This window comes from Streptomyces sp. NPDC017979 (assembly GCF_044328175.1).
Taxonomy (GTDB): domain Bacteria; phylum Actinomycetota; class Actinomycetes; order Streptomycetales; family Streptomycetaceae; genus Streptomyces.
This window is the reverse complement of sequence record NZ_JBIRGU010000008.1, coordinates 77,074-94,360: the sequence shown is the minus strand read 5'-3', so window position 1 is coordinate 94,360 and position 17,287 is coordinate 77,074. Positions and strand designations below refer to the sequence as shown.

Sequence of the window (17,287 nt, the reverse complement as noted above, 5' to 3'; positions counted from 1 at the left end):
CGTCGGGCTCAGGCCGTGCCGAGCAGGTGGTCCAGGGCCAGTTGGTCCAGTTCTTCGAAGGCCATGCCGCGCGCCGCCGCCGCGTCGGCGTCGAAGGTCTCGTACGCCGTGGGGTCGGCCAGCAGGGCGGCGAGCCCGTCGTCGGCGGTGGGGCGGGCCAGTTCGTCCAGGCGGGCCGCGCGCAGCGCCTCCTTCACCCGGGGGTCGCCGCGGAAGGCGGTGGCGCGGGCCTTGAGGACGAGGTAGTTGCGCATGCAGCCCGCGGCCGACGCCCACACGCCGTCGGCGTCCTCGGTCCGCGGCGGCTTGAAGTCGAAGTGCCGGGGCCCGGTGTAGCCGGCCGTCTCCAACAGGTCGACCAGCCAGAACGCGGAGCGCAGGTCGCCCGCGCCGAACCGCAGGTCCTGGTCGTACTTGATGCCGCTCTGGCCGTTGAGGTCGATGTGGAAGAGCTTGTCCGCCCACAGGGCCTGGGCGATGCCGTGCGGGAAGTTCAGCCCGGCCATCTGCTCGTGGCCCACCTCCGGGTTCACCCCGTACAGCCCGGGCCGCTCCAGCCGCTCGATGAAGGCGAGGGCGTGACCGACGGTGGGCAGGAGGATGTCACCGCGGGGCTCGTTGGGCTTGGGTTCGATGGCGAAGCGCAGGTCGTAGCCCTGCTCGGTGACGTACGCGCCGAGCAGGTCGAACGCCTCCTTCATCCGGTCGAGCGCGACGCGGACGTCCTTGGCGGCGCCCGACTCGGCGCCCTCGCGCCCGCCCCAGGCCACGTACGTCCGGGCGCCCAGTGCCACCGCGAGGTCGATGTTGCGGATCGTCTTGCGCAGGGCGTAGCGGCGCACGTCCCGGTCGTTGGCCGTGAAGGCGCCGTCCTTGAAGACGGGGTGGGTGAAGAGGTTCGTCGTGGCCATCGGCACCACGAGCCCGGTGGCGTCCAGCGCGGCGCGGAACCGTCGGACGCAGCGGGCGCGTTCGGCGTCGGCCGCGCCGAAGGGGATCAGGTCGTCGTCGTGGAAGGTGACGCCGTACGCGCCGAGGTCGGCGAGGCGGTGCACGGCGTCGACCGGGTCGAGGGGCGGCCGGGTCGCGTCCCCGAAGGGATCCCTGCCCTGCCAGCCGACCGTCCACAGGCCGAAGCTGAACTTGTCGTCGGGGGTGGGGGTGACGTCCACTTCGCTGCCCGCCTTCGTCATCCGTGTCCATCGTCCGTGGTCCATGGGGATTTGTTTGCTGCCTTGATAAATGATGCACACCGCACCTGGTTCACAGAAGACCCACAACATCTGTTGTTCCAGAACGGGTTGGCGTAATTTGTTCGCCGCCAGCCCAAATGGATCAGAGAGGTGGAGCGATGCCGGCTCAGGCTGTCGTCATCGGCGTGGACAGCTCGACGCAGTCCACCAAGGCGGCGTTCGTCGACGCCGCCACCGGCCGGACGCTCGCCGTCGGCCGCGCGCCGAACGAGGTGACCGGCGAGCGGGGCGCACGCGAGAGCGACCCCGAGGAGTGGTGGCAGTCGCTGCGGGAGGCGGTGGCGACCGGGCTCAAGGAGTGCGGGCTCCCCGCGTCCGCGGTGACGGGCATCGCGGTCGCCGGGCAGCAGCACGGTCTGGTGACCTTGGACGCGGCGGGCCGACCGGTGCGTCCGGCGCTGCTGTGGAACGACACCCGCTCCGCCCCGCAGGCCGCCGCCCTCGCCGACGCCCTCGGCGGGCCGACCGGGTGGACCGCGCGCACCGGCTCCGTGCCGGTCGCCGCCGTCACCGCCGCCAAGTGGCGCTGGCTGCGCGAGCACGAGCCCCGGGCGGCCGAGCGGACCGCCGCGGTGCGCCTGCCCCACGACTTCCTCACCGAACGGCTCGCCGGCGTCGCCGCCACCGACCCCGGCGACGCATCGGGCACCTGCTGGTACTCGACGGCGACCGGTGCGTACGACTCCGAAGTCCTCGACCTCGTGGCCCTCGACGCCGCCCTGCTGCCCGAGGTCGCGCCCGGCGGCGGCAGCCGCGTCGGCAACCTCACCGAAGCGGCGGCCGAGCACCTGGGCCTGGTCGCGGGCATCGCGGTCGCCGCGGGCACCGGTGACAACATGGCCACGGCGGTGGGCCTGGGGCTCGGTGCGGCCGGCGTGCTGGACCACCCGGTGCTCAGCCTGGGCACCTCCGGCACGGTCTTCGCCGCGACCCGCACCCGGCCCGACTCCCCCGCGATCAACTCCTTCGCGGCGACGGACGGCACGTTCCTCCCGCTGGCCTGCACCTTGAACTGCACCCTGGCGGTGGACAAGGTCGCCGCCCTGCTCGGGCTGAGCCGCGACACCGCGGAGGCGGGCGGGGAGCTGGTCCTGTTGCCGTACCTCGACGGCGAGCGGACGCCGAACCTGCCGCACGCCGCCGGACTCCTCACCGGGCTGCGCCACACCACGAGCCGTCAGCAGGTGCTGGGCGCGGCGTACGAGGGCGCCACGGTGTCGGTGCTGCGCGCGCTCGACGAGGTGCTGCGGGCCAGCGGACTCGACCCGGCGGACCCGTCCGTGGCCGAGCGTCCCTTGCGCCTGGTCGGGGGCGGCGCCCGGGGCCGCTACTGGGTGGAGACGGTCCGTCGACTGTCGGGCCGTCCGCTGCTGGTGCCCGAGGCGACGGACCTCACCGCGCTGGGCGCTGCGGCGCTCGCCGCTGCTGCCGCGACGGGCGAGGACCCGGTGGCCGTCGCCACCGGCTGGCAGGCGAGGACGGGACGGACGACCGAGTGGCCCGCGGTGGAACGCGACACCGAGACCTGGCAGCGCGTCAACTCGGTCCTGGACCGCTGCGTGGACGGGCCCTTGGTCTGACACGGCCTCGGACGGCGTCCGTGTCCCCAACCGCTCCCCACCTGGCCCGTTGCAGCGATCCGAGGAGAGTCGTTGACATGTCTGCTTCCTGTAACAGCCAGGTACGGTCCTGACGACACCCCTTTTCCGGGGCCGTCGCTTCGAGTCAGAGTGAATCCGCGAACTGACGAGCCGCGCCGCACCGACCGAGCGGCCCACACACACGATTCGGGGATCCCTCCATGCCGTCCGCGTACTCCGCCCTCCGCACCAAGGCCGCCGTGGCCAGCGCCTTCCTCGCCGGCACCATGCTGTTGTCCGCCTGCGGATCCGACACGAAGGACGGCGCGGGGGCCAAGGGCTCGGACAAGTCGGCGGCGCAGACGGAGGGCGACGCGGCGAAGGCCGACGGGGTCAGCGGGACGTTCGCGGGCGGGACGATCAGCTATTTGGCACCGGGCAAGCACGTCGTCACGGCCGACGGGAAGGACCAGCAGTTCCTGGTCGCCGCCGAGACCGAGGTGCTCGGCGCCGGCGCCATCTGCGGCGCGTACAACGCCCGGGCGACGAACGACTGCACCGTGGAGGACTTGGAGAAGGCCGTCAAGAAGGGCTCCCTCACCGCCGACGTGGTGATGAAGGACGGCATCGCCGTCAAGGTCACCGAGCGCCCCAAGGCCGGCGGGGGCCCGTCCGAAGGCGACGGCGGCGACGCCCCGACGGCGCCCGGCCAGGACAAGGGCACGGACAAGGCCACCGGCGGGAACAAGGGCACGGACAAGGGGAAGGGTTCGAGCGGCACCCCCGGGACGAACGGCGGTACGGACGGCAGCGCGAACGGCGGCAACGGCGGCAACGGCGGCAACGGCGGCGGCAACACGGGCGGGGGCGTCAACGGAACCTGGTTCGGCAACGTGACCTTCGTCGCACCGGGCAAGTACGCCATCAGCGGCGCGAAGAACGAGAGCCAGCTGTTCTACCTGGCCGTGGACACCAAGATCTGGGGTGCCGGCGACATCTGCGGCGACGAGCAGGGCCAGTCCGCAACCCTGTGCACCGAAGCCCAGTTGGAGGCCGTCGCCAAGAACGGCGGGGTGTCCGCCGAGGTCGTCATCGAGAACGGCAACGCGGTGAAGATCACGGACGACCGCTGAGGGCCCTCCGCCGTCGACGGACGCCACCGGAGCGGAACCGCCCCCTCAGAACGCCCCCGTACTATATGCGTTCGTCGAACACAGATATCGCTTGCTCACCCGCACCCGCGTCGTGGGCGGGTCAGGCACGCGCCGGGAGGCGACCATGGGCACCCGTCGGACCTCATTGCCGGGAGTCGGTACGCAGTACGACTTCACGACCGAGGCGGGGAGGCACATCTCCGTCGTGGTGCACCACGACGGCCGCCGCTTCCTCGGCTTCTACAAGTCGGACGATCCCGACGCCTGTCAGTTGGAGGTGCCGCTGTCGTCGGACGAGGCCACCGCGCTGGCGCACCTGATCGACCCGGCGCCGATCGACGCCGTGCGGACCGACGGCATCGACCTCGTCACCGAGCACATCCAGATCGGCAGCCGCTCCCCCTACGCGGGGCGGCTGCTCGGCGACACCCAGGCGCGCAGCCGGACCGGCGCCTCGATCGTCGCCGTGCTGCGGCGCACCGGCGCGCACCCCTCGCCGGGGCCGGACTTCCGCTTCGCCCTCGGGGACACGCTCGTCGCCGTCGGCACCCGTGAGGGCGTGGACGCGCTCGCCGAGATCGTTGCGGAAGGCTGATCAGTGCACGAGACCACCACCCTGCTCATCGAGCTCGGGGCGATCATCCTCGGGCTGGGGCTGATAGGCCGCTTCGCGGGCCGCATCGGGCTCTCCCCCATTCCGCTCTACCTGTTGGTGGGCCTGGCGTTCGGGGCGGGCGGACTGCTGCCGCTCAGCGCCAGTGAGGACTTCATCGCCGTCGGCGCGGAGATCGGCGTCATCCTGCTGCTGCTCCTGCTCGGCCTGGAGTACAGCGCTTCCGAACTGGTCGGCAGCCTCAAGACGCAGTACCCGTCGGGCGCGGTGGACTTCGTGCTCAACGCCCTGCCGGGGGCTGCGGCCGCGCTGCTGCTCGGCTGGGGCCCGGTGGCCGCGGTCGCACTGGCCGGCGTCACCTGGATCTCGTCGTCCGGCGTGATCGCGAAGGTGCTGACGGACCTGGGGCGGCTGGGCAACCGGGAGACCCCGGTGATCCTCGGCATCCTGGTCATGGAAGACCTGGCGATGGCGGTGTACCTGCCGCTGCTCACGGCCCTGTTGGCGGGCGTCGGGCTCGCCGGCGGCAGCATCACGCTGATGATCGCGCTGGGCACCGTGGGCATCGTGCTCTACCTGGCGCTGCGGCACGGCCGGCTCATCAGCCGGGCGGTCTCCTCGGACAACCCGGAGATGCTGCTGCTGGTGGTGCTGGGGCTGACGCTGCTGGTCGCGGGCGTCGCGCAGGAGTTGCAGGTGTCGGCGGCGGTCGGCGCCTTCCTGGTGGGCATCGCGCTGTCCGGGGAGGTCGCGGAGGGCGCGCGCAAGCTGCTGACCCCGCTGCGGGACCTGTTCGCCGCGGTGTTCTTCGTCTTCTTCGGGCTGTCGACGAATCCGTCCGACATCCCGCCGGTGCTGCTGCCGGCGCTGCTGCTCGCACTGGTCACCACGGCCACGAAGATCGCGACGGGTTGGTACGCGGCGGGCCGGGCCGGCATCGGGCCGCGCGGGCGGCTGCGCGCCGGCGGTGCACTGGTCGCGCGCGGTGAGTTCTCCATCGTGATCGCGGGTCTCGCGGTGGCGTCGGAACCGCGGATCGGTCCGATCGCCACGGCGTACGTCCTGATCCTGGTGATCCTCGGGCCGCTCGCGGCGCGCTGGACCGAACCGTGCCTGGCGCGGCTGTACGAGGCGCGCAGGCCGCAGCACGCGGGTGACGACGCGAGCTGCGAGCGTCCCGACGGCGCTGAGCAGCCGGTTCAGCTCGACAAGGCAGGCGAGGCCGACGACGCCGGCGAGCCCGCCGAGGGCGACGCCCACGACCGTACGCCGACCGCCCAGGGGGAACCGGCGTAACTCCCGCTGCGCTCCCGACCCGACCGGGCCGCCCCGCACACGTTGCGCGGGGCGGCCCGATTCCGTGCGGGCTCAGCGCGGGGTGCCGCCGTGCCAGGAGTCCCAGAGCGCCGCGTACGCCCCGCCTGCCGCGACCAGTTCGTCGTGGGTGCCGAGTTCGGTGAGGCGGCCGTCCTCCATCACCGCGACCCGGTCGGCGTCGTGCGCGGTCTGGAGGCGGTGGGCGACGGCGATGACCGTACGGCCCTTGAGTACGGCGGCGAGGGCGCGCTCCGCGTGCCGCGCGGTCCTCGGGTCGAGGAGCGCGGTCGCCTCGTCCAGCACCAGGGTGTGCGGGTTGGCCAGCACCACGCGCGCCAGGGCGAGCTGTTGCGCCTGCGCACCGTCGGTGGGGTGACCGCCGGCGCCGAGTTCGGCGTCGAGGCCGCCGGGCAGTTCCAACGCCCACTGCGCACCGACGGCGACGAGGGCCGCAGTCAGTTCGTCGTCGGTGGCGGCCGGCGCGGCGATCTGCACGTTGTCCCGGACGGTGCCGATGAAGACGTGGTGCTCCTGGGTGACGAGGACGATGTGGCGGCGTAGCTGTACGGGGTCGAGGTCGGCGACGGGCACGCCGCCGACGCTCACCGTGCCGGCGTGCGGGGCGTCCAGGCCGGCCAGCAGCCGGCCGAGGGTGGTCTTGCCGGCGCCGGACGGGCCGACGACGGCCAGGTGTTCGCCGGGGCGGACCGTGAGGTCGACCCCGCGCAGCACGTCCCCGCCGCCTTCGTAGGCGAAGCGGGCTCCGGTGACCTCGATGCGGTCGCCGTCGGGGGTCGGCGACGCGGCCAGGTCCGTGCGGTCGACGAGCCCGAGCCCTTCGACGCGGGCGAAGGAAGCGCCGCTGCTCTGGAGTTCTTCGACCCGGTCGAGCACGGCTTCCAGGGGTTGGGCGAGTTGGCGCAGGTAGAGCGCGGCGGCCACCACGGCGCCCAGGGTGACCGTGCCCCGGTCGATCAGGACGGCGCCCACCAGGAGCACCCCGGCGAGCGGTACGACCTGCGCGACGTCCAAGCCCGGGTACAGCACGGAGCGCAGGAAGAGCGTCCGCAGCCGGGTGCGCACGCAAGCGTCGACGGCGTCCTGCGCGGCGTCGACGCGCTGGCGCTGTAGGCGCAGGGCCTCCACGGTCCGGGCGCCGGTGGCGGTGGCGGCGAGTTGTTCCGCGAGGTGGGAGTTGGCTTCCCCTTCGGCGAGGTAGCCGCCGAGCGCGTGCCGCAGGTACCAGCGGACGACGAGCCAGCAGCCGATGAGGACGAGCAGCCCGAAGAGGCCGAGGAGCGGGTCGAGGACGACCAGCGCGCCGATGATGAAGAGCGCCTGGACGCCGTTGACGAACACGTCGGGCGCGGCGTCGCGCAGGGTGACGCCGAGGGCGGCCACGTCGGTGGTGCCGCGGGTGGTCAGGTCTCCGGTGCCGGCGCGTTCCACGACGGACGCGGGGGTGTTCAGGGCGCGGTCGGTGAACTCCTCCCGTACGTGCGCGAGGGCCCGCTCGCCGAAGCGGTGGCCGATGTGGCGGGCCCAGCGGGCCAGCAGGAGTTGGGCGAGGGCGAAGCCGAGGATGGCGAGGGCGAGCCGGTCCACGGTGGCGACCGAGGTGCCGGCGGTGACCTCGTCGACGATGTCGCCGAGCAGCCAGGGGCTGACGAGGCCGGCGCCGGCGGCGAGCGCGTTGAGCACCATCATCGCCGTGAAGGGTCCGGGGGCGAGCCGGACCAGGCGCAGGGCGGCCCGGCCGACCTGGGCGGGCGAGGCGATCGGCAGCGCACGGCCGTGGGTCCGCGCGCCGCCGGCAGCGGGCTCCTCCGGCTCGTTCGGGATCACCGCGCGGCCTCCGTCGGCTCGGGCTCCTCGATGCCGCGGGAGACCAGGTGTCGGTATCCGCACTCGTCGTCGAGGAGTTCGCGGTGGCTGCCGGTGGCCACCACCCGCCCGTCGACCAGGTAGTGGACGGTGTCGGCCCGGTCCAGCACCAGCGGGGACGTGGTGGTGACCAGCGTGGTGCGGCCGGCCCTGGCGGCGCGCAGCCGCTCGGCGACGGTCGCTTCGGTGTGGGCGTCCAGCGCCGACGTCGGATCGACCGCGAGCAGCGTCTCGGGCTCGGCCAGCAGCGCCCGGGCGAGGCGTACGCGCTGGCGCTGGCCGCCGGACAGGTTGCGGCCGCGCGGTTCGACGAGGGAGTCCAAACCCTGCGGCAGCCCGCGGGCCACGTCTTCGGCGACCGCGGTGTGCAGGGCGCGGGCCAGGTCGTCCGCGGTGCGCTCGTGCCGTCCGGCGAGGAGGGTGCGCAGCGGTCCGGTGAAGAGGGCGGCTTCGTTGTCGGCGACGAGGATGCGGCTGCGCACCCGGTCGAGGGGGATCTCGTCGAGCCGGACGCCGCCCCAGGTGGCGTCGGACGGGGTGAAGCGGCCGAGCCGGTCGACCACCAGCGCGCAGTCGGCGGGCCGGTCGGAGACGAGGGCGGTGAGTCGACCGGCCCGGACGGTGACGCCGGACTCGGGGTCGTGCAGCACGGCGGGGGCCGCGGGCCCGGTCCCGTCCCCGCTGCCGGCGTCGGTCCCGCCCTCCGGGCGCCCGTCCGCCGTGTCGGGCTCCAACTCCAGGAAGCGCAGCACTCGGCGGGCCGCGACCAGGCCGCGGCTGATGTCGTCGCCGCCCTCGATGAGGAAGGCGACGGGGACGACGAGGACGGCCGCGTACCCGTACACGGCGATGAGTTCGCCGACGGTGATGTCGCCCTGCGCTGCCATCCGCGCCGCGAGCCAGGTCACCGCGGCGAGGAAGAGCGCGGGCAGCCCGATGCTCAGGGCCTCGATCCAACTCGTGACGGCGCCGACCCGGTGGCCTTCCCGTCGCAGTGCCTGCGACTCGCGCCGGTAGCGCTCGGCGTACGTCTGCTTGCCGCCGATGCCGTGCAGTACGTGCAGCCCGCCGACGATGTCGCCGAAGCGGGCGGCCAGCTTGCCCTGGTGATGGCGGTACGCGGTCTCCGCGCCCTGGAGCCGGCCGAGGAGCGGGCCGACGAGGAGCGCGATCAGGGGGGCGCCGAGCAGGACCACCGCGGCGAGCAGCGGGTCCACGGCGAAGAGCAGGACGGCCACGATGACGAAGGCGAGGGCCGCGCCGACGCCGGGGCCGGTGAAGGTGAGCGCGTTGGCCATGGCCGCGGCGTCGGCGAAGCCGATGGTGACCACCTCGCCGGCGCTGACGCGGCGTTGGAGGGCGGCGCCCAGTCGGGCGGAGTGGCGGACCACGACGCGCACGGTGCGGAAGGCCGCGTCCATGCGGACCTTCGTCATGGTGCGGTGCCGCAGTGCGCCGACGAGCGCGTTGGCGACGCCGACCGCGACGAGCACGCCGGCCCACAGCACGACGTCGGACCGGTCGTCGCCCTTCAGCCCGTCGTCGACGGCCCGGGAGAGCAGGTACGGCATGAGGGTGAGGCCGACCATCCAGGCGCTGCCGAGTACCGCGCCGGCGGCGACGCGCCGCTTCTGACTGGTCGCCAACCACACGAGGTACCGCCCGGGGCCACGCAGGTCCGGGGTGCCCGGTTCCGTGCCGTGCGACTGAAGCTGCATGCGCCACAGAGTAGGTCGTGTCTGACAAATAGCGGCGTCCGCCATCGGGGCGGACGCCGCGGCCCAGGCGGGATTTGTCGGACACGACCCAGGGATGTCGCGGGCGCGGATCATCCGGAAATCGGGGCGTTGGCGTGGGCACCGCTTCCGGTTGCGGCATCACCGCGTGATGGCCGGCCCGGGGCAAGCGCCGGGGAAAGCGGGGACGTGAAGGTCCCGCACCGGGCCGTGAAGATTCCCGACGGGCCGGGGCGTCGATACCGAACGCTTGATCTACCGTCATGCCCACCTCAACAGCCTGTTGAGTGCAGACCTGACGCGAGGAGCCGACGAGAAATGCGCAAGTCCCGCTTCGCCACCGTCATCGGCGTGGCCGCTGCCGCCACGCTGCTGACCATCACCCAGGCCAGCGCCTGGCCCACCGAGAACGACCTCGCCACCGCGACCTCCGGCCCGGACAACCTTGAGGACTGTGCACCCGCCACCAGCGGCTCGCAGGCGTGTTTCCACATGTTCGGCGACTGGTTCTCGGCCAAGGACCGCGCCAAGGACGGCTACTCCGCCGTCGCCCTGTGGCGGGCCAAGGACGCCAACGGCAGCATCATGCGCGGCGGGAACGTCTGGAACAAGGACGGCGCCGGAACCACTCGCTGGAAGAACAAGAACCTCCCGGACGGGTACTACGTCGACTGGGCGTCCTGCCTCGGCGACTACGCCACCAAGCGGATCCTCGAAGGCTCCTGCGGCCCCATGAAGAGGATCATCAACCAGTAGGGGCCCCGGCGACGGCAAGGGGGCGTGTCCGGTCGCTGCCGGGCACGCCCCCTGCAATTCACTGCGTCGAGCGCTCAGCCCTTCTGCGTCAACTCCTTCAGGGCGACGTTCAGTTCGAGCACGTTGACCCGGGGTTCCCCGATGAACCCGAGGATCCGGTCGCTGGTGTGGTCGTCGACCAGCTTCGCCACCCGGTCGACGTCGAGCTTGTTCCGCTCGGCGACGCGGCGGACCTGGAGTTCGGCGTACTCGGGCGAGATGTGCGGGTCGAGCCCCGAGCCGGAGGAGGTCACCGCGTCCGGCGGGACGTCGGCGGCCTTCGGCTGCCAACCGGCCGCGGTGTTGTCGGCGATCACCGCCGCCTTGGCCGTCTTCACCCACTCGATCAACTGCTTGTTGTCGCCGGCGCGGTTGGTGGCGCCGGACAGGATCAGCGAGTACTGGGTGTTGACCGTGTTGCTGCCGAGGCCGTTGGCGGGCCGCGGCTGGAACCACCGCAGGTCGGGGCGGTCGGCCTCGTTCGGGTCGTCGGGGTTCTTCTTCGGCAGGTTGTACTTCTGGCCGATGAGGGAGGAGCCGACGACCTCTCCGTTCGAGGTGATCTCCGAGCCGTTGGCCTTGTCGTTGAAGAGCGCCTGGGCGACCCCGGTCACGGCGAGCGGGTAGAGGACGCCGCAGACGACGGTGAGGACGAGCAGGGCCCGCAGGCCCGCCGCGATGAGCCGTCCCGTATTGCGTACGGAGGTGTTCATGGAGGTCACCCGATGCCAGGGAGTGCGGAGATGATCAGGTCGAGGAGCTTGATGCCGATGAACGGGGCGACGAGGCCGCCGAATCCGTAGACGGTCAGGTTGCGGCGGAGCATCTTGTCCGCGCTGCTCGGGCGGTAGCGCACGCCACGCAGGGCGAGCGGCACCAGGGCGATGATGATCAGCGCGTTGAAGACGACCGCGGACAGGATCGCGGACTCCGGCGAGGACAGCCGCATGACGTTGAGCGTGTCCAGGCCGGGGTAGGCGGCGGTGAAGATCGCCGGGATGATGGCGAAGTACTTCGCCACGTCGTTGGCGATGGAGAAGGTGGTCAGGGCGCCCCGGGTGATCAGGAGCTGCTTGCCGATCTCGACGATCTCGATGAGCTTCGTCGGGTTGGAGTCGAGGTCGACCATGTTCCCGGCCTCCTTGGCGGCGGAGGTGCCGGTGTTCATCGCCACGCCCACGTCGGCCTGGGCGAGGGCGGGTGCGTCGTTGGTGCCGTCGCCGGTCATCGCGACCAGCTTGCCGCCCGCCTGCTCCCGCTTGATGAGCGCCATCTTGTCCTCGGGCGTGGCCTCCGCGAGGAAGTCGTCGACGCCGGCCTCCTCGGCGATGGCGCGCGCCGTCAGCGGGTTGTCGCCGGTGATCATCACCGTGCGGATGCCCATCCGACGCAGCTCCTCGAAGCGGTCCCGCATGCCCTCCTTGACGACGTCCTTGAGGTGGATGACGCCGAGCACCCGGGCGCCTTCGTTGTCCTCGACCGCGACGAGCAGCGGGGTGCCGCCGGCGGTGGAGATCTCCTCGGTGAGCGCTTCGGCGTCGGGGCCGGCCTCGCCGCCCTGCTCGCGCACCCAGGCCAGTACGGCGCCGGTGGCGCCCTTGCGGACCTTGCGGCCGTCGACGTCGACGCCGGACATCCGGGTCTGGGCGGTGAAGGGGATCCACTCGGCGTGCTGGAGTTCGCCCTGGTGGCGCTCGCGCAGCCCGTACTTCTCCTTGGCGAGGACGACGATGGAGCGGCCCTCGGGGGTCTCGTCCGCCAGGGACGAGAGCTGGGCGGCGTCGGCGAGTTCGGCGGCGGTGCAGCCGCGCACGGCCACGAACTCCGCGGCCTGCCGGTTGCCGAGCGTGATGGTGCCGGTCTTGTCCAGCAGCAGGGTGGACACGTCGCCGGCGGCCTCCACCGCGCGGCCGGACATGGCGAGCACGTTGCGCTGCACCAGCCGGTCCATGCCGGCGATGCCGATGGCGGAGAGCAGCGCGCCGATGGTGGTCGGGATCAGACAGACCAGCAGGGCGGCAAGCACGATCAGGGACGTCTGGTCGTCGGCGCCGGCGTAGACCGCGAACGGCTTGAGGGTGACGACGGCCAGCAGGAAGACGATGGTGAGCGAGGCGAGCAGGATGTTGAGCGCGATCTCGTTCGGCGTCTTCTGCCGGGCGGCGCCCTCGACCAGGCCGATCATCCGGTCGATGAAGGTCTCGCCGGGCTTGGTGGTGATCTTGATGACGATGCGGTCGGAGAGCACCTTGGTGCCGCCGGTGACCGCACTGCGGTCGCCGCCGGACTCCCGGATGACGGGTGCGGACTCGCCGGTGATGGCGGACTCGTCGACGGAGGCGACGCCTTCGACGACGTCGCCGTCGCCGGGGATGACGTCGCCGGCCTCGCAGACGACCAGGTCGCCGATGCGCAGTTCGGTGCCGGGGACGCTCTCTTCGCGCCCCCCGGCCAGCCGGCGGGCGACGGTGTCGGTCTTGGCCTTGCGCAGGGTGTCGGCCTGCGCCTTGCCGCGGCCCTCGGCGACGGCTTCGGCGAGGTTGGCGAAGACGACGGTGAGCCACAGCCAGGCCGTGATCGCCCAGCCGAACCAGTCGCTCGGGTCGCTCAGCGCGAGGGCGGTCGTCACGACGGAGCCGACGAGCACCACGAACATCACGGGTGACTTGACCATCACCCGCGGGTCGAGCTTGCGCAGTGCGTCGGGGAGGGACTTCAGGAGTTGCTTGGGGTCGAACAGACCCCCGCCGACGCGCCCCCCGTCCGGCTTGTGCCCGGTGGGCACGTCCGAGTGGGGCGCTCGGGTCGGAGTGATCGTGCTCATGACGCGAGCCCTTCGGCGAGCGGACCCAGCGCCAGCGCCGGGAAGTAGGTGAGTCCGGTAATGATCAGGATGGTGCCCACGAGCAAGCCGGTGAACAGCGGTTTTTCGGTGCGCAGGGTGCCCGCGGTGGCGGGGACCGGCTTCTGCTCGGCAAGCGAGCCGGCGAGCGCGAGGACGAACACCATCGGCAGGAAGCGGCCCAGCAGCATCGCGAGTCCGATGGTGGTGTTGAACCACTCGGTGTCGGCGTTCAGGCCGGCGAAGGCGGAGCCGTTGTTGTTGGCGCCGGAGGTGTAGGCGTAGAGGATCTCGGAGAAGCCGTGGGCCCCTGAGCCGCCGACGGCCATCTCCGCGGTGTTGGTCATGGACTCCGGCGGGGTCGGCAGCGCGATCGCGAGCGCGGTGAAGCCGAGCACCAGCGTGGGCGTGATCAGGATGTAGCAGGCCGCGAACTTGATCTCGCGGGTGCCGATCTTCTTGCCGAGGTACTCGGGCGTGCGACCGACCATGAGCCCGGCGATGAACACCGCGATGATCGCCATGATCAGCATGCCGTAGAGGCCGGAGCCGACGCCGCCGGGGGCGATCTCGCCCAGTTGCATGCCGAGCATCGCGATGCCGCCGCCGTAGCCGGTGAAGGACGACATGAAGCTGTTGACCGCGCCGGTGGAGGTGAGGGTGGTGGAGACCGCGAAGATCGACGAACCGCCGATCCCGAACCGGACCTCCTTGCCCTCGAAGGCGCCGCCGGCGTCCTGGAAGGCCGCGCCCGGGTGGGCGAACTCGGTCCACATCATCAGGGCGACGAAGCCGATCCAGATCAGCAGCATCGTGCCGAGGATGGCGTAGCCCTGCTTGACGTTGCCGACCATCCGGCCGAAGGTGCGGGTGATCGACAGCGGGATCACCAGGATGAGGAAGATCTCCAGCAGGTTGGAGAGCGGGTTCGGGTTCTCGAAGGGGTGGGCGGAGTTGGCGTTGAAGTAGCCGCCGCCGTTGGTGCCCAGCTCCTTGATGACCTCCTGGGAGGCGACCGCGCCGCCGTTCCACTCCTGGCTGCCGCCCATGAACTGGCCGACCTCGTGGATGCCGGCGAAGTTCTGGATGGCGCCCATGGACACCAGCAGGATCGCGCCGATCACCGCTATCGGCAGCAGGATGCGCACGACGCCGCGCACCAGGTCGGCCCAGAAGTTGCCCAGCTCACCGGTGGCGCTGCGGGCGAAGCCGCGCACCAGGGCGACGGCCACGGCCATGCCGACGGCGGCGGAGACGAAGTTCTGCACCGCCAGGCCGCCGGTCTGCACGACGTGGCCCATGGCCTGTTCGCCGTAGTAGGACTGCCAGTTGGTGTTGGAGACGAAGGAGGCGGCGGTGTTGAACGCCTGGTCGGGGTCGATCGACTGGAAGCCGAGCGAGCCCGGCAGCGCCCCCTGGAGGCGCTGGAGCAGGTAGAGGAAGAGGACCGACACGGCGGAGAAGGCCAGGACGCCCCTGAGGTAGGCGGGCCAGCGCATCTGCGTGGTCGGGTTGGCACCGATGGCCTTGTAGATCCACTTCTCTCCGCGCAGGTGCTTGTCGGAGGTGTAGACCCGGGCCATGTAGTCGCCCAGCGGGCGGTGGACCAGGGCGAGCGCCACGATCAGCGCCAACACCTGGAGCACACCGGCAAGTACGGGACTCATATCGGGGCTAGAACCTCTCCGGGTACAGAAGGGCGAGGACGAGATAGCCCAGGAGGGCGACGGCGACGATCAGGCCGACGACGTTTTCGACGGTCACAGCTTCGCCACCCCCTTGGCGATGAGAGCCACCAGCGCGAACACCGCGATCGTGGTGACGACGAAGGCCAGGTCGGCCATCGTGAACTCCTGCTCGGATCGGAACTGCACGGTTTTCGGACTGTTCGAGGAAACCTCCTTTCGGGGGGTTCGCCGCCCCGCGTTGACACGTCCCATACGGCGCGGTCAGCCCTCTTGACGCAACCTGTACGGAGTCCGTACGTGCTGCCGGGAGCGCGCGGTCGGGTGAGGATGTCCCCGAGGCCGCCGGTCCGCAGGTCAGGGGGCCGTCGGTGCGGTACGAGGGTGCGGTGCGCGGCGGGTCGGGTCGAAGGGCCGATCCGCCGGCTTCCGGCCCGGGACAGGGAGCGCGCATGGCCGAGACGCAGCCGCGCAGCGCCGGCGCGACGGGCGCCGCGGCCCGCTGCCGCTCCTGGCTGCTCCAGGGACTGAGCGAGCAGACCGCCCGGCACCCCGGCCCGCACGGCACCCCGCCCGCCGAGGCCAAGGGCCACCGTTGGTACCGGGTGATGTGCCTGACCGGTGTGGACTACTTCTCCAGCCTCGGTTACGCCCCCGGCATCGCGGTGCTCGCCGCCGGGCTGCTCTCCCCGCTGGCCACCCTGGTGCTGATCGCGCTGACGCTCTTCGGCGCGCTGCCGGTCTACCGGCGGGTGGCCCGGCGCTCCCCGCACGGCGAGGGCTCCATCGCGATGCTGGAGCGGCTGCTGCCGTGGTGGACGGGGAAGCTGCTGGTCCTGGTGCTGTTGGGGTTCGCGGCCACGGACTTCATCATCACCATCACGCTCTCCGCCGCGGACGCCTCCGCGCACATCGTGGAGAACCCCTACGCACCCGGCTGGCTGCACGGCGAGAACCTGTGGATCACGCTCTGCCTCATCGGCCTGCTCGGCGCGGTCTTCCTCAAGGGCTTCCGGGAGGCCATCGGCGTCGCGGTGCCGCTGGTCTCGGTCTACCTGCTGCTGAACCTGGTGGTGATCGCGGCGTCCGCGTGGCGGGTGGCGACCGGCCCGGTCGTCGTCGGCGACTGGTGGCACGCGATGCTGGGCGAGCACTCCTCGCCGCTGGCGATGATCGGGGTGGCGCTGATCGTCTTCCCGAAGCTGGCGCTCGGCATGTCCGGCTTCGAGACCGGCGTCGCGGTGATGCCGCAGATCAAGGGCGATGCGACGGACACGTACGCCAACCCGGCCGGCCGCATCCGCGACACCCGCAAGCTGCTGACCACGGCCGCGCTCATCATGAGCAGCTTCCTCCTGCTGTCCAGCCTCGCCACGGTGATGCTGATCCCGGAGGGCGACTTCCAGTCCGGCGGCCCCGCGAACGGCCGCGCCCTCGCCTATCTCGCGCACCAGGAGTTGGGCGAGGTCTTCGGCACGGCGTACGACGTCTCCACCATCTGCATCCTGTGGTTCGCGGGTGCCTCCGCGCTCGCCGGGCTGCTGAACCTGGTCCCGCGCTTCCTCCCCCGCTACGGCATGGCACCCGAGTGGACCAGGGCGGTGCGCCCGCTCGTGCTGGTCTTCATGGCGATCGCCGTCGGCATCACGCTCTACTTCGACGCGAACGTGGACCGACAGAGCGGCGCGTACGCCACCGGCGTCCTGGTGCTGATGCTCTCCGCGGCGCTCGCGGTGACCGTCTTCGCCCGGCACAGCGGCGACCACCGGGCGATGGTCGGCTTCGGCCTGATCACGGCCGTGTTCCTCTACACCACGGTCACCAACGTGATCGAGCGCCCCGACGGCATCAAGATCGCCGGCCTGTTCATCTTCGCGATCCTGGTGACCTCCTTCGCCTCCCGGATCCACCGCTCCTTCGAGCTGCGCGCGGAGGCCGTCGTCTTCGACCGGACCGCGGAGCGGTTCATCGACGAGGCGGCGGCGCGCGGTCCGCTGCGGCTGATCGCGCACGACCCCAGCGTGCACACCAAGTCGGAGTACCGGGCCGCGGAGTACCGCAAGCGCGAGGACACCCACCTCCCGGGCCGGCGCCCGGTGCTGTTCCTCGAAGTCGTCATCCGGGACTCCTCCGACTTCACCGAGGACCTGGCGGTCCGCGGTTCGGAGGCGCACGGGGTGCGCCGGCTGCGGGTGTCGGGCCCCACCGTCCCCAACACCATCGCGGCGGTGCTGATGCGGCTGCGGGACCGCACGGGCGAGGTGCCGCACGCGTACTTCACCTGGACCGAGGGCCACCCGGTGAGCCACCTGCTGAAGTTCCTGGTCTTCGGCGAGGGCGAGACGGCGCCGGTGACCCGCGAGGTGCTGCGCCGCGCCGAGCCCGACCCGGCCCGCCGCCCCCGCGTCCACGTGGGCTGATGCACACG

The 17,287-nt window shown here is 71.8% G+C and carries 13 protein-coding genes; 6 read left to right on the top strand and 7 right to left on the bottom strand.

The window, feature by feature from the left end; translation table 11 throughout:
- Positions 1-8 precede the first annotated feature (8 nt).
- On the bottom strand, positions 9-1,172 hold the full coding sequence (gene xylA / locus ACH4E8_RS21340; protein WP_398450789.1) for a xylose isomerase: 1,164 nt from the start codon (positions 1,170-1,172) through the stop codon (positions 9-11).
- Positions 1,173-1,351: 179 nt separating this feature from the next.
- Between xylA and xylB the strand changes: the two genes are divergently transcribed.
- From xylB to ACH4E8_RS21320, 4 genes are all read left to right on the top strand, one after another.
- On the top strand, positions 1,352-2,833 hold the full coding sequence (gene xylB / locus ACH4E8_RS21335; protein WP_398450439.1) for a xylulokinase: 1,482 nt from the start codon (positions 1,352-1,354) through the stop codon (positions 2,831-2,833).
- Between the two features lie 221 nt (positions 2,834-3,054).
- Positions 3,055-3,966 carry a hypothetical protein gene (locus ACH4E8_RS21330; RefSeq protein ID WP_398450437.1) on the top strand — a complete coding sequence of 304 codons (912 nt, stop codon included), beginning with the start codon at positions 3,055-3,057 and terminating at the stop codon, positions 3,964-3,966.
- 145 nt (positions 3,967-4,111) lie between these two features.
- A complete protein-coding gene (locus ACH4E8_RS21325; RefSeq protein ID WP_398450435.1) occupies positions 4,112-4,582 on the top strand; it encodes a cation:proton antiporter regulatory subunit in 471 nt (156 codons plus the stop codon).
- A gap of 3 nt (positions 4,583-4,585) precedes the next feature.
- Positions 4,586-5,896, top strand: a complete 1,311-nt coding sequence (locus ACH4E8_RS21320; RefSeq protein ID WP_398450433.1) for a cation:proton antiporter — start codon at positions 4,586-4,588, stop codon at positions 5,894-5,896.
- 72 nt (positions 5,897-5,968) lie between these two features.
- Here ACH4E8_RS21320 and ACH4E8_RS21315 read toward each other — a convergent pair whose 3' ends face one another.
- Both ACH4E8_RS21315 and ACH4E8_RS21310 read right to left on the bottom strand, forming a co-directional pair.
- A complete protein-coding gene (locus ACH4E8_RS21315) occupies positions 5,969-7,762 on the bottom strand; it encodes an ABC transporter ATP-binding protein (RefSeq protein ID WP_398450431.1) in 1,794 nt (597 codons plus the stop codon).
- On the bottom strand, positions 7,759-9,519 hold the full coding sequence (locus ACH4E8_RS21310; protein WP_398450429.1) for an ABC transporter ATP-binding protein: 1,761 nt from the start codon (positions 9,517-9,519) through the stop codon (positions 7,759-7,761). The genes ACH4E8_RS21315 and ACH4E8_RS21310 overlap by 4 nt, the downstream gene beginning before the upstream one ends.
- A gap of 336 nt (positions 9,520-9,855) precedes the next feature.
- Between ACH4E8_RS21310 and ACH4E8_RS21305 the strand changes: the two genes are divergently transcribed.
- Positions 9,856-10,293 (top strand): hypothetical protein, encoded by a 438-nt coding sequence (locus tag ACH4E8_RS21305; RefSeq protein ID WP_398450427.1) that lies wholly within the window; start codon positions 9,856-9,858, stop codon positions 10,291-10,293.
- 74 nt (positions 10,294-10,367) lie between these two features.
- On the opposite strand, the gene ACH4E8_RS21300 is transcribed toward ACH4E8_RS21305, so the two are convergent.
- The 4 genes from ACH4E8_RS21300 to kdpF are packed head-to-tail and all read right to left on the bottom strand — an operon-like array spanning position 10,368 to position 14,938.
- Positions 10,368-11,045 carry a potassium-transporting ATPase subunit C gene (locus tag ACH4E8_RS21300; protein WP_398450425.1) on the bottom strand — a complete coding sequence of 226 codons (678 nt, stop codon included), beginning with the start codon at positions 11,043-11,045 and terminating at the stop codon, positions 10,368-10,370.
- 5 nt (positions 11,046-11,050) lie between these two features.
- A complete protein-coding gene (gene kdpB / locus ACH4E8_RS21295; RefSeq protein ID WP_398450423.1) occupies positions 11,051-13,156 on the bottom strand; it encodes a potassium-transporting ATPase subunit KdpB in 2,106 nt (701 codons plus the stop codon).
- Positions 13,153-14,841: a potassium-transporting ATPase subunit KdpA gene (gene kdpA / locus ACH4E8_RS21290; protein WP_398450421.1), complete on the bottom strand. Its 1,689-nt coding sequence runs from the start codon at positions 14,839-14,841 to the stop codon at positions 13,153-13,155. Before kdpA ends, kdpB begins: the two co-directional genes overlap by 4 nt.
- Positions 14,842-14,848: 7 nt before the next feature.
- A complete protein-coding gene (gene kdpF / locus ACH4E8_RS21285; RefSeq protein WP_328624913.1) occupies positions 14,849-14,938 on the bottom strand; it encodes a K(+)-transporting ATPase subunit F in 90 nt (29 codons plus the stop codon).
- A 373-nt stretch (positions 14,939-15,311) separates the two neighbouring features.
- On the opposite strand from kdpF, the gene ACH4E8_RS21280 reads away from it, so the two are divergent.
- Positions 15,312-17,279, top strand: coding sequence for an amino acid transporter (locus ACH4E8_RS21280; protein WP_398450419.1), 1,968 nt, complete (start codon positions 15,312-15,314; stop codon positions 17,277-17,279).
- Positions 17,280-17,287 lie beyond the last annotated feature (8 nt).

Excerpts from the sequence above, each read along its gene's own strand:
- ACH4E8_RS21330 (WP_398450437.1), top strand. The coding sequence starts at position 3,055 with ATGCCGTCCGCGTACTCCGCCCTCCGCACCAAGGCCGCCGTGGCCAGC.
- ACH4E8_RS21300 (WP_398450425.1), bottom strand. The coding sequence starts at position 11,045 with ATGAACACCTCCGTACGCAATACGGGACGGCTCATCGCGGCGGGCCTG.
- kdpA (WP_398450421.1), bottom strand. The coding sequence starts at position 14,841 with ATGAGTCCCGTACTTGCCGGTGTGCTCCAGGTGTTGGCGCTGATCGTG.
- ACH4E8_RS21280 (WP_398450419.1), top strand. The coding sequence starts at position 15,312 with ATGGCCGAGACGCAGCCGCGCAGCGCCGGCGCGACGGGCGCCGCGGCC.
- xylB (WP_398450439.1), top strand. The coding sequence starts at position 1,352 with ATGCCGGCTCAGGCTGTCGTCATCGGCGTGGACAGCTCGACGCAGTCC.
- kdpB (WP_398450423.1), bottom strand. The coding sequence starts at position 13,156 with ATGAGCACGATCACTCCGACCCGAGCGCCCCACTCGGACGTGCCCACC.
- ACH4E8_RS21310 (WP_398450429.1), bottom strand. The coding sequence starts at position 9,519 with ATGCAGCTTCAGTCGCACGGCACGGAACCGGGCACCCCGGACCTGCGT.
- ACH4E8_RS21305 (WP_398450427.1), top strand. The coding sequence starts at position 9,856 with ATGCGCAAGTCCCGCTTCGCCACCGTCATCGGCGTGGCCGCTGCCGCC.
- ACH4E8_RS21325 (WP_398450435.1), top strand. The coding sequence starts at position 4,112 with ATGGGCACCCGTCGGACCTCATTGCCGGGAGTCGGTACGCAGTACGAC.